Origin of the sequence: Acinetobacter sp. SFD, from assembly GCF_001647575.1 — a bacterium.
In the GTDB taxonomy this organism is placed as follows: Bacteria; Pseudomonadota; Gammaproteobacteria; order Pseudomonadales; family Moraxellaceae; genus Acinetobacter; species Acinetobacter pecorum.
Genome location: NZ_LSZJ01000013.1, coordinates 89,482 through 104,523 on the forward strand (window position 1 = coordinate 89,482; position 15,042 = coordinate 104,523).

The following is a 15,042-nucleotide window of genomic DNA, read 5'->3' on the forward strand; positions in this document are numbered from 1 at the left end:
ACGTTATGTGATCATGAACTTGGGAATAATGGTGGGTGTCCAATGACAGGATTTTCCATCTCTATGGATTTAGCACCAAAACAGTTGCAGTCACAGGATGTAAGTATTCTAAAGAGTACGGCCGAAGCACGTCTGAAGAATTTCATGCAGGATGTGACGGGACGGGCTTTGGTGATGATGGAAAGCGCAACCCAAGGTCAGCATGGTATTGCCATGGATCTGGTTCAGGAAGCCTTCATTTCCTTGCATAAATCCTATGCAGAAAAGACGACTGAAGAATGGTATCCCCTTTTTTATACGATCCTGAACAACAAGTTACAGGACTGGCGTCGCAAAGAAGCACGACGTGGTCAAATGTTTTCATTTTTCAAAAAAGTCAGCCTCGATGATGACGAAATTGAATTTGATGATGTTGTCGATGAATCAACACCTACACCTCTGGAATTTCTCGATCAGGCAGTGACTGCTGAAGAAATCCAGGAAGCAATTGCAAAATTGCCAGTGCGTCAGCAACAGGCATTTATGCTAAGAGCCTGGGAAGGATTCGACACCCATACCACCGCACAAATTATGAACTGCACCGAAGGCAGTGTAAAAACCCATTATCACCGTGCCATTCAAGGCTTACGTGCCTCTTTAGCACATTTAAATCCATATCTGGGAGGGTCATCAGAATGAATCAAGATGATTTCTTAAAACAAGTAACTTCCAAACTTGACGGGCTGGCACAGCAACATAAAGATAAACCTGTGGTCATGCATCATGTTCTTGAAGAAATTCAGGATGCAAAACATTCACGCTTTGCCTTTCTAAAAATGTCCGGATTTGCGTTGGCAGCTGCGATTGCAGGCGTGGTAGTGTTACCGAATCTTTCGGACCACAACGAGCCGCAAACTCAAATGGTTTCAGTACCAAAACTGTCTCCGCAAATGCTTGAAGATTTAGAAATGTTAATGGTTTTAGGTGAGGACAAAGTTCCACATGGCAGCTAAAAAGTTGGCAATTGTTTTTTGTGCACTCGGCTTTCTACAAACTAGCTTTGCAGGATTTGAACGTTTTTGGCTATTTTCCAAAGATGCTAATTCCCAAGTTACCGATACTTGGGATAATCTTTCTGATGCCGAACAACTGGCACTCATTAAACGTTATCAATCCCTAAAAGAAATCCCAGAACAACAACGTGTCAGCTTACAGCAGCGTATGGACTGGTTTACCCAACTTCCTGATGCAGAAAAACAAAAAATGCGTGAAACTTGGCAAATGATGAGCAGCCAAGAGCGTAAGGAACTGGGTACACGTATGCAAAAAGCGACACCGGAAGAGCGTCTCGCCATTCGGGAAGAATACATTCTCAAATATCAGCAAGTGACTCAACAACCTCCCTCACATTAAGCGATATAGATAAAAAAAGCCTCCATATAGAATAGAGGCTTTTTTATAACTTCAATCGTATTTTATTTTCTTAAACGACGATAAGCTGCCAGTCCCAATAATCCCAGTAGCGCCCAAATACCGCTTGCTCCCCCACCACTGGAGGAAGTATTGGTATTTTTAACTGTATTACGTAACAAGATCGTGGCTGTTTCTGAGATTTTTGCATCTGCGTCAAAAATTGCATACTCCATGCTGTAATTTGCCTGGCTTAAGTTATTCCTCACGCTAAATGTCAGCTTTCCACCATAACAAGTCTGGTTCTGATAGGGATCCGGACAAGCTCCTTGTCGCTCAGCTTTAAGTGAAACTCCTGCAGGAAGCTTGAGAATACGAATCGGAATCTCTTTGCCATCTTTATCATGATAAAAAGCCGACTTTCCTGATGGTAATGGTCCGTCCCCGTCATCACTATCATTTTCAAGCGGATTTACAGTCACCGTAAGATTATTCTCTGGGCTAATCCGGTATTCATCATTCTTTGCAATAGGTGCAATATTGGTAAAAGCTGCTCTTAAAAGACCTGTACTGCTCGCACCCGTTGCTCGGTCTTTAATAGTATAACTACAGAACTCCATATCCACCGAGCTGGTGTCCTTAGCATCAGTACGATACATCATGATGCGGTTCAAATCTGGTTTCCATTCACATTTAAGATTTGGATCATTGGGGTTTCCCTCTACACTGGCCGAATTACCAGTACCAGTTAATTTACCCACACCCAGAGCTCTCACACTAATATCGTAATTTTTTGAGTTAAATATTTTAGTTTGAATGATATTGCCAGATAAGGTTTCCTGCGGCATAGCCAAAACAAATGGATTGATATAAATTGCACGATATTTCTGATATTGCTTGGTATATTTAAGCAGGTCTTCGTACTCTTTTAATTCTTCCTTTAAACCGGGCAACTCATCTGCCGGTGTATTTTTATCCGCAATAATCTTCTTAATATCATCTATATTTGTTTGATAAAAATCATTAAGTCCCACCAAATTTGTATTTTTCAAATCGGTAATATCTGCGGCCGTCAAACGTCGGATTTCAACTGAGCCGATCTCACAGGTATTTTTTGCATCTGGATCAAATGTTAATGTGGAACCAATCACACGATCAACACCACGCTGGTCTTGTTCGATACAGCCACTTTCACCAATATCTACCAAATCTGTTGCCGTCTTATTATCCCGCGGGTAATACAGCCCCAAATAGCGATTATCAATCGCAGGCTCAAGATAATCGGTTAATAAACTGCTGAACGTACTACTCGAGACATCCAGATTATTTGAAGTGGCATTTTCTTCTAAGGGAGGTAGTACACAACGCGAAGGGCCAGTGCTTTGAATTGCATTTTGTGTTGTGTAAAATTTGACTTGTTGTTCTTTGGTTGGATTCCCCTGATTCAAGCCATATTCGCAAGATAAGCCCTGATTGAATGCCAGGACATTAAACCCAAAAACTTTAGAGCCTACATTGTCATACAATAGCGTAGATTTGGCTGTATTTTCGACAATGGTATTACTCGCGGCTGTTAAACTGGAAAAGGCACTGAGCGGACGATTAACCTGATTCGTCATACGCACAATATGTCCAGTGGCACTCGCAGTATTTTTCGCAATAGTTGAGTTCACCATTTCTACTGTCGCATAGCCACAAAAATCAAGAATACTGTTCGTAAGACTTGAACCGTTTCGAGTAATACTACTAGAATTGATTTTCACATTGGTTTGAGTCGCACCTAAATTTGCCTGACAGTCCATCGCCAGAACACTACCATATGAATTCGCCTGATTTTGGTGAATCAAAGAATCCTGAATGGTAATATTTTTTTCTGTATTCATTGCCACACTATAAATAGCTCCCCCTTCTGCGGCTGCTCGGGAATTCACTATTTCACTGGTATTAATGCTTAGAGGTCCCGCTACATAGAAAGTACCACCATTGCCTTTATCCAATCCATTTATTGCTGCATAGCCATCTTTTAAAATCAGATGATGAATCTCCAAGCTAGACTGACTGGCCATACTATTAAATAATCGGGTTTTTTTCTGGCCTGAAATTGTAGTTTTTAAAGCTTCTCGAGTTGGGTATAAATTCGTAATCGGACTACGACGGGTATAGCTAAATGGTGTTTTTCCATAAATTTTGAGGGCAGACTCTACGATAAGCTCTCGTTCCAGTTTGTACTCACCTGCTTCAAGCTGAATTACATCTGGGGCCGAACCGTCCAGTCGAAGCGTACGTCCTACGTTACAGCCACCATAAGATTTATCCAGTTTTGCAGTTTTAATTGCTTCTCGTAAAGAACAGGCTTCATTATTCTCGCCGTCTTCATCGACAAAAGTAGTGACATATATTGTTTTATCTTCGGCTGCCATCAAACTCATGGCAGATAAAATCATGGCCGCAAGCAGTCCTTTTTTATAATTTTTCATGATTTTTCCTTAATCTTTTAGTTTACGGCGTAAACCCATTAAGCCGAGTAATATCAACAGTCCACCACCCCCCCATGAGCCGCCTGACGTTTTGACTGCTTTGTCTTCCATTTCATTTTTTGGCGCCTGAACAACTTGAGTAGTAATGGTCAGATAAGGTTTTGTTTTATTAAACCGTGTCGAGGAGGTCACCACTTGTAGTTCAAAAATATCTGCTCCATGCCAGGTAGAATTCGGGGTATAAACAACATTGCCATGAATATCGATGACTGTTTTACCCTTTGAGGCTGTTTTGGTTTGCACTACTTTCAAACAGCCGTCTTGCCAAGATTGATCATCAGGATTCTGCCCCACAATCGCATTACAGTACTGTTTTGGAATTAAATCACTATCTCCCAGATAAGGTTCAATTGAAAACTTGGCAATTTCTCCCTTTAACAGGTCTTGTCCAACCAGACTGCCCGAGGTTGGAATCGTGATTTCAATAGCTCCACGATCACAAAATAAATTATCCATCAAACGGTTGATCCCGCGTTGATCAGCAGCCTCACAGGCAACGGTAGGATTTGCCAGATTCAGTGCTGTGCCTCTATTTACGATCGGTGATTCGTTCACAAGAATATAGTTTAATAAAATTCGGGGACGCATATATCCGAGAAACTGTCCTTTAGGCACGCTATATGGACAAAGGATAGCTGTACTATTTTCATTCAGGGTTTGACACATACCTTCACTTTTATCTGAAGATTCAGCAAATAATTGTGTATTATTCCAGAATTGATTCGGTGCAATTGTATCTCCCGCACCACAAGATGTAGTCAGCAGATTATTTTGCGACAAAGTCTTGTCACCAGTGATAATTTGGCAATCCTGTGTACCATTTCTTAAAATAATGCTGTTAGCCACATAAGCCCTGCCATTCGGAGCATGGATACGCAAAGCAGTATCTTCATTGTCAACCATGGTGAGATTATTTAGCCCCATTCCATCCATGACATTGATGAGTATCCCTTTATTTTTGAGTATGGTGCTACTTAATACTTCTCCACTAATACTTTGCTCTTTACTGGTGTTAGCAAATTGTCCAGCACTAAAAATATTGGTCGCTGAATTATCTAGTGTCTGGTTATTTTTAAGTACACTTTGAGAAATAAGGAATGCCGGTAGTTCGCTATACAGGATCGCGCCTCGTTGCGCTTTATTATTTTCGATCAGGCTGTTTTTAATTTCTACACGGCTGGTTAGGTTCTGGCCAAACTTTCCAGCATTATAAATTGCGCCACCCAAATTGGCAGCTGCATTAAAAAGACGGCTATGTTCTAAAATTAACTGTCCTTTATTATAAATCAAGCCGCCTTGTTCAGTACAACTGGCCTTCCCACAACCTTCAAGATCCAGTTCTTTCAAGTTTAACTGAATCAGTGTGTCTGTACTGTTGACCCTAAATAGGTTATCAGTCCCTTTCATTTGAATATGAGCATTATGTAAGCCTAATGCTTTTTCTTCCGTACTGAATTCCCCATCAACTTCTGCGAGCGCACGGATTGTAAGAGATTTTTTAATCGCAATATGCTTGTTTAGCACATAGGTATTTTTTTCTTTTAAAATAATAGTACTGGATGAGTTTTCCCCGCCGCACCCCATAAAACCGGCTTTGGCTAAGCCACGATTAACATATTCAATCGCTTCTCGAAGTGAACATTCCTTGTCATCTTTTTCAATATCTTCTGTAGTAGTTACAATAATATCTGCACTATATGCCTGCCCCGCTATACATAGCAAAGCTATGCCTATGCTCTTCTTGAGCATAACCTTCTCCTTAATTTTTATCTCTTTCTTTTTCTTCTAAAGTTGCAGAATCCTTGCAACAACGAATTATTTTGCCTTACTGTGGCATAGACTGAGTAATTACTCAAGATTTTTTATAGTTTACCGATATTCGTCAATCAAGGCATAAATCTGTCGCAAATTGGCATTGCTGACCTTCAGTTTTTCCCCTTTAAGCAATTGAATAATCTGCTCTAATCTCTGTAAAAGTACCGAAGTTTGATGTGGTCCATGATTCAGTAAATAATCAAAAATTTGAGGATCTAGATGAATACCACGACGATCTAAAACTGATGAAATCAAGGCATAACGATCAGCATACAGACTGCCGCTCGGAACCCGGGTACTAACCGCCTGAGTGAGGCGGGATTGCAAGTCAGGTAATTCAAGCTTCAGTTCGATAGGGGCAAAGCGTGAGGAAAATACCAACTGGCCACCCCCTTCATTATTATAATTAATCAGGTGAAAGACGGCGCGTTGCCAATGTGGTACCCCACTAATTGCCTCAATATCATCAAGTGCGACCAGATCAAAACGATCCAGCGAAGTAATCGCCTCGGTCGGTGCATCTAGAAGTTCAAGCAAGGATACCTGAATCGCAGATTTACCTACTTCCAAATAAGAGTCACAAATGGCAGACAACAAATGACTCTTACCTGTACCGGCTCCTCCATAGACATAAAAACGGCTGATCAGCCCTGCATGTAATTGACGGACAGCATCAATCACATGTCCCCAGCCCGGCCCTGAAAAATCACTGATTCGGGCATCAAGCTGAGGTTCTATATCTAACTGTAATTGACGCATAGGAATTCTTGGACCTTATCAGTCTTTACGATGAGGATCATGAATCTTACTGGATTTCTCTTCCTCTTGCAGGGGTTTTACTCTTGGCCTTTTCATTTCAATATCAACATCTAAGTCTTCTGTTTCTACACTGATCGAACCCGTTGCCGGATCATTCATAATGACAGCCTGATTTCCATAAAAGTGTGTGTGTTCGTAATATTCACGTGCATGTCGCAATAGAACCACAATGACGGCTGCAACCGGCAATGCAATCAGCATCCCCATGAAACCCGCCAGTTGAGCACCCGCCAGTACCGCAAATACAACCGCTACTGGTGATAAGCCAATTTTATCGCCAAGCAGGAATGGCTGCAGTACATAACCTTCTACAGCCTGACCGACCATAAAGACCACACCCACCAGAACCAGTTGCCACCAGTCAATCCCAAACTGCAGGAAAGTTGCAATCACAGCCGCAATAATACCGACAGCAAAGCCCAGATAAGGAATAATACTGGCCAGGCCTGCCACCATACCGATAATCAAACCGACTTCAAGACCAATCAGTTGTAAGCCCACTGCATAAACAATTCCCAGCAGAATCATCACCAGAAACTGTCCTTTGACAAAGGCGCCCAGCACACTGTGGCATTCACCTACAATTCTTAAGGTGCTGTCTTCATAAGGACGTGGAATCAGGCGACGCAAGCTTTCCAGCATACGATCCCAATCCAGCAGGAAATAGAAGGCAATGATCGGAATTAAGACAATTGTACCGCCAATCTGGAGAAAGTTGATGCCAGATTGCGCAAGACGTAGCAAGAATGTCTGGATACTGTCTGCACTATAATTGGTTTGTACATAATCCATGACTACATCAGAAATCTGATTGGTATCAATTTCCATTTCGACGACATTAAAAGTATGAGACAACCAAGGCAAAAAGGTTGAATTAATCCATCCAATTATCGCGGGTATATTGTCACGTGCATACACCAGCTGCTGCCAGATTAGCGGAATCAGATACCAGGTCGCCAGGATCAGGATAACCCCGATCCCGATAAAAACAATACTAATAGAGAGCCAGCGCGGCAAACCCATATCATGCAGTTTATCTACCAGAGGACTGAATAGATACGCCATTAAAAATGCTGCAACAAATGGAATTACAACGGGTTTTAGTAAATATAAAATCCATAGCAATAAAGCTATCCCAGCCAGGATAAACACGCGACGCAATGTGCGATCTACCATAAAGTTTCGCCTTTTCTCTATTAATCATTATAAAAATTAAAATATTTTAATAAAGATAGCATTTTAGGCCACAAATACCATAAGAGTTTTTCATATTCAGGTTATAATCGCACCCGCGAATGCGGAGACTTCATTATGAGCAACTCAACTTCTACCCCAAACACTGGTTTAAGCTACAAAGATGCAGGTGTCGACATTGAGGCGGGCGACGCGTTAGTCGATCGTATCAAATCTGTCGCCAAGCGTACCTCACGTCCTGAAGTCATGGGCGGTCTAGGTGGCTTTGGTGCACTTTGTAAAATTCCTAAAGGTTATGAAGAACCTGTTCTCGTATCTGGCACAGATGGTGTTGGTACAAAATTACGTCTGGCACTGAATTTGAACCGTCATGACACGATTGGTCAAGACCTGGTTGCAATGTGTGTGAATGACCTTCTTGTTTGTGGTGCTGAACCACTGTTCTTCCTCGACTATTACGCAACTGGCCATTTAAATGTTGAGGTTGCTGCCAACGTAGTTACTGGTATTGGCGCTGGTTGTGAGCTTGCAGGCTGTGCATTGGTCGGCGGTGAAACTGCTGAAATGCCAGGCATGTATGAAGGCGAAGATTACGATCTTGCAGGTTTCTGTGTCGGTGTTGTTGAGCAAAGCAAAATTATTGATGGCTCTAAAGTCAAAGCGGGTGATGTTTTAATTGGTGTGGCTTCTTCAGGTGCGCACTCAAACGGCTACTCACTGCTTCGTAAAATCCTCGACGTAAAAAACGTTGATCTGAATCAAATCGTGGATGGTCGCCCACTTGCAGATGTTGCAATGGAACCGACACGCATTTATGTAAAACCAATTCTTGAGCTGTTAAAACACGTTGATGTACATGCGATGGCACACATCACCGGTGGTGGTTTACCGGGTAACTTACCGCGCGTACTTCCTAATGGCGCTCAAGCGCTGGTAAATGAATCTTCTTGGGAATGGCCTGAGCTATTCAAGCTTCTACAACGTGAAGGCGGCGTAGAACAGTTTGAAATGTATCGTACTTTCAACTGTGGCGTTGGTATGGTGCTGGTTGTTGATGCAGCTGATGCAGACAAAACTGTTGAATTACTCAACAAGCTTGGCGAAAAAGCATGGGCAATGGGTCAGATTCAAGACAATGCTGAATCAGTTGCAGGTGCAGACGAAAAAATTCGTGTGATCTTCGCATAATTTCGCATGATTAAAATTGCTGTACTTGTTTCAGGCAGTGGATCAAATCTGCAAGCCTTGATTGATGCCAATCTTTCGGGGCAAATTGTGGGCGTGATTTCCAACAAACCTGAAGCCTTTGCTTTAACGCGTGCACAGCACGCAGGCATTCAGACTGCAGTTATTGAACACAAGCAATATCCAAACCGTGAGGCTTTTGATGATGTGATGCATCAACAGCTTTTGGACTGGGATGTGGATCTGGTGGTACTTGCCGGCTTTATGCGAATTTTAAGTGAAAAATTTGTGAAAGCCTGGGAAGGGAAAATGCTGAATATTCATCCTTCCCTATTGCCTCATTATAAAGGCATGCATACGCATCAACGTGTACTCAATACCGGTGATGTTCTGCACGGTTGTACAGTGCATTATGTCACGGCTGAACTGGATGCAGGCCAAGCGCTTGCTCAAGGTGTTCTCAAGGTTTCTCACCATGATACGGTAGAAAGTTTGGCAATCCGTGTGCATAGTCTCGAGCATGTAATCTACCCACAAGTTGTAGAATGGATTTGTAGCGGTACGATCCAACATACTGAAGATGGTGTGCTGTATCGAAATGAGAAAATGCAAGCGCCTGTTCAATTCTGCAAGTTCTAAAAAAATTTAGATATAAAAAACGCATCCTCGGATGCGTTTTTTATTTCCAAAATTCCCAATGACTCAGGCAGACTGTTGCTGAATCAACTGTTTGACCAAGTCCGCTACTTGATTGGGTTGTTCTAATGGGAACATATGACCACCATCGACCACAGTAAAAGGAATACCAAATTTCTTTTGTACTTGCTGCGGGAACTTGCGAGCCAGAAATGGACCTTTTTCGGCAACGACTAGATGCACCGGGACTTGTGGTTTGGCCTGAGGCAACCACCAGAGTGACGGATTGGTTCTAAAGACTGCGACCTCATCCCTTTTAGGGATAGTGAGTTCTACTCCACCCCGGATGGGATCCTCCTGCAAGGCATAATCAATATAAGCCTGGAAGCAATCTGCATCAAAATCCTGATAAAAACCTTTAGGACGCAACAATTCCGCTGCCTGTTCACGTGAGTCCCAATGATCACGACGGCGTTTGGACAGACCGGCCGGGGACATTTTATCCAATGCTTTTAAGCGAAAAGTCTTTGCAATATGCAAGGCAAAGGCTTCTTTGCCCATAATCATCGGCGGGTCCAGCATGATCATTTGTGAAAACAGTTCCGGGCGCTGTAAAGCAGCCTGAAACGTTAATACGGAGCCCAATGAATGCCCCAAACCGATCACAGGGCGGCCTTGAGACTGTCGTACAATACTATCAATCACTTGCTGGGTCAGGCTTTTCCAATGATTATCAATTGGATAGCGCTTATCAGGCCCTAATAACGGCACATAGATAATATCGTAATTCTCTTGCAGTCCATCAAATAGTTTTTGATAGACTTTTGATGGCACGCCATTGGCGTGCGCGAAATGAATCAATGGTTTCATTGCAGTGTCGTACTGTTTTCTGACTGAAGTTTCTGTGCAACCGAAGTAGCAATTCCATTACCAATCGATGCTCCCATACGGCCCAGTACTGAGTCGAATGGACTATATTCAATCGTGTAATTCAAGGCTTTATCCGTTTTTAGTTCACGCTTCAAGGTATTTAAACTTCCGATTCGGTCAGCAATGCCAAGTTTTACTGCCTGATCGCCCGTCCAGAACAAGCCAGAGAAAATCGCAGGGTCGTTTGATTTCAACTTATTGCCACGGCCCTCTTTCACGGCATTAATAAAGTGACGATGTACATCATCCAGAACACCCTGTACATGTGCTTTTTGCGCAGGATCAATAGGCTGGGTCATCGACAATAAAGCTTTATTCTCACCCGAAGTCATGGTGCGGTCTTCAACACCAAGTTTTTTCATTAAATTGCTCACGCCATAATTCGGCATGATGACACCGATAGAACCCACCAAACTGGAAGGATTAACAATAATTTCATCTGCAGCCGAGGCAATATAATAGGCACCTGATGCACCGGTATCACCGATCACAGCATAAAGCTTTTTACCGGGATGCTGTTTTTTAAGATACTGAATTTCCTGCCAGATTTCATCGGACTGTACCGGTGAACCGCCAGGTGAGTTGATATTCAGCACCACCGCTTTACTTTGTTTATTTTCAAAGGCTTTTTTCAGTGATTTAATGGTATTGCTACTGTTCACACTCTGTTTGTCGGCTGCAATCGTACCCACAATGTCCACGACTGCGATATGAGAACCTGCACCAGCGCTGGCATCTGAAGAAACAGAACTACAGCTTTTACCTAATGCCAGAATAACAACAAGTAGATACGCAAACGTCAGAAATTTAAAGAAAATTCCCCAACGACGTGCACGACGCTGTTCTTCAACCGAAGCTAAAACTGCTTTTTCCAGTAGTTTCCACTCGGGACCAGTCGGCTGAACTGGCTGTTGCGTATTTTGTATTTGATTTTCAGGTTTTGGTGGCCAATCGGACATAAATAATCCAATAAATTGATTTATATTGAACCCATTATATACACTGAATCGGGTAATTCTGTCTAAACAAAACGTTTTCGCCTATAATAAATTTTGTTCTCTTTTTTTGTACTTAGACTAAATCAATGACGAAACAGGGCTCACGGAATTCAGCTTACGGTTTACTCAAGTATATTAGCCGCCAACCGCTTCCGGTTTCTCGATGGATGGCCCGTATGCTGGCCTTTATCGTGAACAGTTTTAAAGTCACTAAAACTTCGGAAGTTATTCGCCTGAACCTTGAAATCAGTCTCTCCGACCTGCCCGATCAGGAACGTGAACAGATTAACCGTGCTGCAGTGCGTAATGAATTAATGTCATATTTCGAGTTCTTTACCATTTGGGGCTCAAGCAATCAAAAAAATATCAAACGCATTCATCGCGTGATTGGTGAAGATTTACTTCATGATGCACTGGCACAAAATAAAGGCCTGGTATTAATTGTGCCGCATTTTGGCACCTGGGAAATTATGAATGCCTATGTTGCCCAGTTTACTTCGATGACTATCATGTACAAACCTGTGAAAAATCAGGCTGCGGATCAATTTGTACGTGCTGCCCGTAGCCGGGAAAAAGCACATTTGGTACCAACCGATGAATCTGGCGTCCGTCAGATTTTTAAAGCCTTAAAACAGGGAGGCACGACTGTGATCCTGCCGGATCATACTCCGAATATGGGTGGTGAATATATTCCCTATTTCGGCGTGCCCTTGGCTACGAGTAATTTAAGTGCCAAGCTGATCCAAAAGACCAAAGCTCGTGCCCTGTTTTTATATGCCTTACGTAATACTGATGATGGATTTGATATCTTTATCGAAACGGTTGATGAAAAAATTTATAGTGGTAATGCCAATCAGGGTACCCAAGTTATTATTAATAGTATTGAAAATTTAATTCGTCGCCATCCAGAACATTACCACTGGAGTTATAAACGCTTTAACGCACATCAAGATTTAGGCAATCTTTATAAACTTGAACATGAACAGGCCTTGAGCAAAGTAAATGCCTTAAGAACACAAGATACTGATGCTCATGAAGCTTCATCTGTAATAGAATCATTCACTTAAAGGCTGACGATACAGCCATTGCCATCCATGTCGTTCGGCAGAAAGTACCAGCTTTGAGCTTTGTTGCTGAAAGTGCACGCTGCCCTGTTCTGCCGTGGTCAATAAAGGAATATTAAGAGCTTTTAACCGTTGCTGAGTCAGTTGGCTTGGGTGGCCATAGCGATTAAATTTCCCAGCCGAGGCAATCGCCAGTTTAGGCTGCAAAACCTGTAAAAATTGATAGGCTGAACTGTGCTGACTACCATGATGGCCGAGTACCAGCACATCGACCTGAAGTTCGGGATAGTCTTGAAGCAGCTGATATTCAGTCTCCCAGCCCGCATCCCCCATCAATAAAAAGTTTTGATACGGTCCGGCATTTTTGATTTGCAGATATACCACACAAGAGCGGTCGTTTTTATTGAAGTTTGACGTGTTTAACTGCCGCCGCCGGGGTGCCAGAATTCTAAAGTTAATCTCTTCAGACCATTGCCATTGCTGTCCTTCATAGCAAAACTGAAAACGAGAAGTTCCGGCTGTCTCAGGCATCTGATTAGATGATACTTGTTTGATATTCAATAGATCTTTAATGCTGAAATAAGCACCGCTATGATCCTGATCCAGATGGGTCAAAATCAGTTGATCCAGCTCTCTCACGCCTTGCACAGATAAAAATGGCATAATCACTTGCCGGCCAATACTGAATTTTTCCTCATTATAATAACCACCCATGTCGATCATCATGCTGTGTTGTCCGTCACGAATAAAAATTGCCTGTCCCTGCCCGACATCCAGAATAGACAGCTGAAATGCATGCTGATTGAGCTGAGGAATACACAGCGGTATACAGGCAAGTACTGTCCAGCTTTTGGGTACTAAGCCCCGCGGCAAAAAGACAATTAATAAGCCCAATATGCATAGAGCAATCATCCAGACATTCATGGCCACCGGAATCAGTTGCGGTGCAAACAGCCGATCAAGCAGATCTAGAAATGCCAGCAGCATATGAATAAAAATATCATTGAGCTGAAACAACAGACTCGACAATGGCTCAGAAATGAAAAACAGTAAAGCCGCCAGAATATCTACTGGAACAATCAGCAGGCCAATCCAGGGGATGGCCACCAGGTTGCTTAGTGGGGTAATCCAGGCCACCTGCTTAAAAAACAGCATCATTAAGGGAAACAGGGCCAGAAAAATTTTCCACTGCGACTCTACCAAAACTTTCATTGCAAAATACAGCCGTTGTAATGCTGTGTGTACTATCTGACGAGGCTGTTGCTGAATGGTCTGGTAGATTCGCAGCAAGACAAAACAGGCCCCATAAGACAGCCAGAATGCAGCCGACAAAATGCTAAAAGGATCAAAGAGCAACAATAAGGCAGCACTTAGAATCAACAGCTTTAATGGCTGCACGCTTTGCCTGAGCAATAATGTAAAAGTCACAATCACACAAATCAGTAAAGTGCGTAGTGCGGGAATTTCAAAGCCGACGAAGGCACAATACAGCAGTACACATAATAAAAAAGGCAGACTCAAAAAATACTGCCTTGGCCATTTCAGATAAATCTGCGGTGCGTACCTTGAAATCAGATATTGCAACGTGCCACAAACGATAAAAGCAAAGATCAGTACATGCGGTCCGGAAATCGCCAGTAAATGACTCATACCAAAACGCTGGAATTGCTGTTCCGTCGCTTGATCCAGTAGACTTTCATCACCACTTAATAGAGCCAGTAACAAGCCTTTCTGCTGTACGGGTTGTCTGGCCACAAACTCTCTTAAGGCCAGTCGCTGCTGTTCTACCCATAGCAAAAATCTCTGATTCAAATTTTGCTGCTGACGTAGATACTTAGCATGACCTAGTGCATAGAGTTTTTGCGGTTGCAACTCTTGGATATGTTTAATCCTAAACCCGGCCATGACATTTTGCTGTAATGCCCACTTTTCTGCATCAAAAGTACCTGGTGTGGCATAACTGTGATGCGGACGAATCTGGCCTTGTAATAGATAATAATGTCCTAACTTAAAGGTTCGCTGCCTGGTCTCAGCAGAAATTAAACTAGATGAAGTGGCAGGATCTGAAACTGGCAGAAAACCCATCCACTTAACTGTAGTACCATCAGGATTAAGCACATGCAGGGCTTGCTGGATATTTTGATCACCCAGTTTATTCAGCTCTTTGATATACACCACGATTTCTTCTTCAGAGACCTCGTGCTCCCGCTTGGATAAACGTTCAGCCAGTTGCAGATTGGCATAAGCATGGCCTAAAAACAGTCCTAAAAGCAGGCCGGACCCAGTGATCAACAGGCTTCGCAGCGGTGTATTCAAGATGAGCTTTAATTTATGGCAACACAGATACCAGAGCAGCGCAGCGATCAAAACTGCCGTCCCGCTCAGTTGGACAGACAGGAAATTTTTCCCCATAAAGGCAAGGCCTAAAATCCAGCCGATACATAGCCACTGCAACATTGAATTTTATTCTTTATT

The 15,042-nt window shown here is 42.7% G+C and carries 13 protein-coding genes; 6 read left to right on the top strand and 7 right to left on the bottom strand.

From position 1 onward, the window contains the following. The first annotated feature begins 63 nt into the window (after nucleotides 1–63). Genes AY605_RS09975 through AY605_RS09985 form a run of 3 tightly spaced genes read left to right on the top strand, consistent with a single transcriptional unit; the run spans nucleotide 64 to nucleotide 1,392 of the window. Complete coding sequence (locus AY605_RS09975; protein WP_064096257.1) at nucleotides 64–678, top strand: RNA polymerase sigma factor; 615 nt, start codon at nucleotides 64–66, stop codon at nucleotides 676–678. After that, nucleotides 675–992, top strand: coding sequence for a hypothetical protein (locus AY605_RS09980; protein ID WP_064096258.1), 318 nt, complete (start codon nucleotides 675–677; stop codon nucleotides 990–992). The genes AY605_RS09975 and AY605_RS09980 overlap by 4 nt, the downstream gene beginning before the upstream one ends. Beyond that, nucleotides 982–1,392 carry a DUF3106 domain-containing protein gene (locus AY605_RS09985; RefSeq protein WP_064096259.1) on the top strand — a complete coding sequence of 137 codons (411 nt, stop codon included), beginning with the start codon at nucleotides 982–984 and terminating at the stop codon, nucleotides 1,390–1,392. Before AY605_RS09980 ends, AY605_RS09985 begins: the two co-directional genes overlap by 11 nt. A gap of 62 nt (nucleotides 1,393–1,454) precedes the next feature. Here AY605_RS09985 and AY605_RS09990 read toward each other — a convergent pair whose 3' ends face one another. The 4 genes from AY605_RS09990 to cxpE all read right to left on the bottom strand — a co-directional run bounded on the left by AY605_RS09990 (nucleotide 1,455) and on the right by cxpE (nucleotide 7,736). Further along, nucleotides 1,455–3,866 (bottom strand): CSLREA domain-containing protein, encoded by a 2,412-nt coding sequence (locus tag AY605_RS09990; RefSeq protein ID WP_064096260.1) that lies wholly within the window; start codon nucleotides 3,864–3,866, stop codon nucleotides 1,455–1,457. 9 nt (nucleotides 3,867–3,875) lie between these two features. Further along, nucleotides 3,876–5,675, bottom strand: coding sequence for a rhombotarget A (rbtA, locus tag AY605_RS09995; RefSeq protein ID WP_064096261.1), 1,800 nt, complete (start codon nucleotides 5,673–5,675; stop codon nucleotides 3,876–3,878). A gap of 120 nt (nucleotides 5,676–5,795) precedes the next feature. After that, nucleotides 5,796–6,500, bottom strand: coding sequence for a DnaA regulatory inactivator Hda (hda, locus tag AY605_RS10000; protein ID WP_064096262.1), 705 nt, complete (start codon nucleotides 6,498–6,500; stop codon nucleotides 5,796–5,798). An 18-nt stretch (nucleotides 6,501–6,518) separates the two neighbouring features. Next, a complete protein-coding gene (gene cxpE / locus AY605_RS10005; protein WP_064096263.1) occupies nucleotides 6,519–7,736 on the bottom strand; it encodes a chloramphenicol efflux transporter CxpE in 1,218 nt (405 codons plus the stop codon). A 135-nt stretch (nucleotides 7,737–7,871) separates the two neighbouring features. On the opposite strand from cxpE, the gene purM reads away from it, so the two are divergent. After that, complete coding sequence (gene purM, locus AY605_RS10010) at nucleotides 7,872–8,942, top strand: phosphoribosylformylglycinamidine cyclo-ligase (protein WP_064096264.1); 1,071 nt, start codon at nucleotides 7,872–7,874, stop codon at nucleotides 8,940–8,942. Between the two features lie 6 nt (nucleotides 8,943–8,948). After that, complete coding sequence (gene purN, locus AY605_RS10015; protein WP_064096265.1) at nucleotides 8,949–9,578, top strand: phosphoribosylglycinamide formyltransferase; 630 nt, start codon at nucleotides 8,949–8,951, stop codon at nucleotides 9,576–9,578. Nucleotides 9,579–9,641: 63 nt separating this feature from the next. On the opposite strand, the gene AY605_RS10020 is transcribed toward purN, so the two are convergent. Next, nucleotides 9,642–10,445 carry an alpha/beta fold hydrolase gene (locus AY605_RS10020; RefSeq protein WP_064096266.1) on the bottom strand — a complete coding sequence of 268 codons (804 nt, stop codon included), beginning with the start codon at nucleotides 10,443–10,445 and terminating at the stop codon, nucleotides 9,642–9,644. After that, on the bottom strand, nucleotides 10,442–11,464 hold the full coding sequence (sppA, locus tag AY605_RS10025) for a signal peptide peptidase SppA (RefSeq protein ID WP_064096267.1): 1,023 nt from the start codon (nucleotides 11,462–11,464) through the stop codon (nucleotides 10,442–10,444). Before sppA ends, AY605_RS10020 begins: the two co-directional genes overlap by 4 nt. A 125-nt stretch (nucleotides 11,465–11,589) precedes the next feature. Here sppA and AY605_RS10030 point away from each other — a divergent pair, with 125 nt between their 5' ends. After that, a complete protein-coding gene (locus AY605_RS10030) occupies nucleotides 11,590–12,570 on the top strand; it encodes a lysophospholipid acyltransferase family protein (protein ID WP_064096268.1) in 981 nt (326 codons plus the stop codon). On the opposite strand, the gene AY605_RS10035 is transcribed toward AY605_RS10030, so the two are convergent. Next, a complete protein-coding gene (locus AY605_RS10035) occupies nucleotides 12,559–15,024 on the bottom strand; it encodes a DNA internalization-related competence protein ComEC/Rec2 (protein WP_064096269.1) in 2,466 nt (821 codons plus the stop codon). The two genes, AY605_RS10030 and AY605_RS10035, sit on opposite strands and share 12 nt — an antisense overlap. Between the last annotated feature and the right edge of the window lie 18 nt (nucleotides 15,025–15,042).

Bases quoted from the DNA above. Each gene is read 5' to 3' on its own strand.
- AY605_RS09990 (WP_064096260.1), bottom strand. From the start codon at position 3,866: ATGAAAAATTATAAAAAAGGACTGCTTGCGGCCATGATTTTATCTGCC.
- purM (WP_064096264.1), top strand. From the start codon at position 7,872: ATGAGCAACTCAACTTCTACCCCAAACACTGGTTTAAGCTACAAAGAT.
- AY605_RS10030 (WP_064096268.1), top strand. From the start codon at position 11,590: ATGACGAAACAGGGCTCACGGAATTCAGCTTACGGTTTACTCAAGTAT.
- hda (WP_064096262.1), bottom strand. From the start codon at position 6,500: ATGCGTCAATTACAGTTAGATATAGAACCTCAGCTTGATGCCCGAATC.
- purN (WP_064096265.1), top strand. From the start codon at position 8,949: ATGATTAAAATTGCTGTACTTGTTTCAGGCAGTGGATCAAATCTGCAA.
- AY605_RS09985 (WP_064096259.1), top strand. From the start codon at position 982: ATGGCAGCTAAAAAGTTGGCAATTGTTTTTTGTGCACTCGGCTTTCTA.
- AY605_RS09980 (WP_064096258.1), top strand. From the start codon at position 675: ATGAATCAAGATGATTTCTTAAAACAAGTAACTTCCAAACTTGACGGG.
- AY605_RS10020 (WP_064096266.1), bottom strand. From the start codon at position 10,445: ATGAAACCATTGATTCATTTCGCGCACGCCAATGGCGTGCCATCAAAA.
- AY605_RS10035 (WP_064096269.1), bottom strand. From the start codon at position 15,024: ATGTTGCAGTGGCTATGTATCGGCTGGATTTTAGGCCTTGCCTTTATG.
- rbtA (WP_064096261.1), bottom strand. From the start codon at position 5,675: ATGCTCAAGAAGAGCATAGGCATAGCTTTGCTATGTATAGCGGGGCAG.
- AY605_RS09975 (WP_064096257.1), top strand. From the start codon at position 64: ATGGATTTAGCACCAAAACAGTTGCAGTCACAGGATGTAAGTATTCTA.
- cxpE (WP_064096263.1), bottom strand. From the start codon at position 7,736: ATGGTAGATCGCACATTGCGTCGCGTGTTTATCCTGGCTGGGATAGCT.
- sppA (WP_064096267.1), bottom strand. From the start codon at position 11,464: ATGTCCGATTGGCCACCAAAACCTGAAAATCAAATACAAAATACGCAA.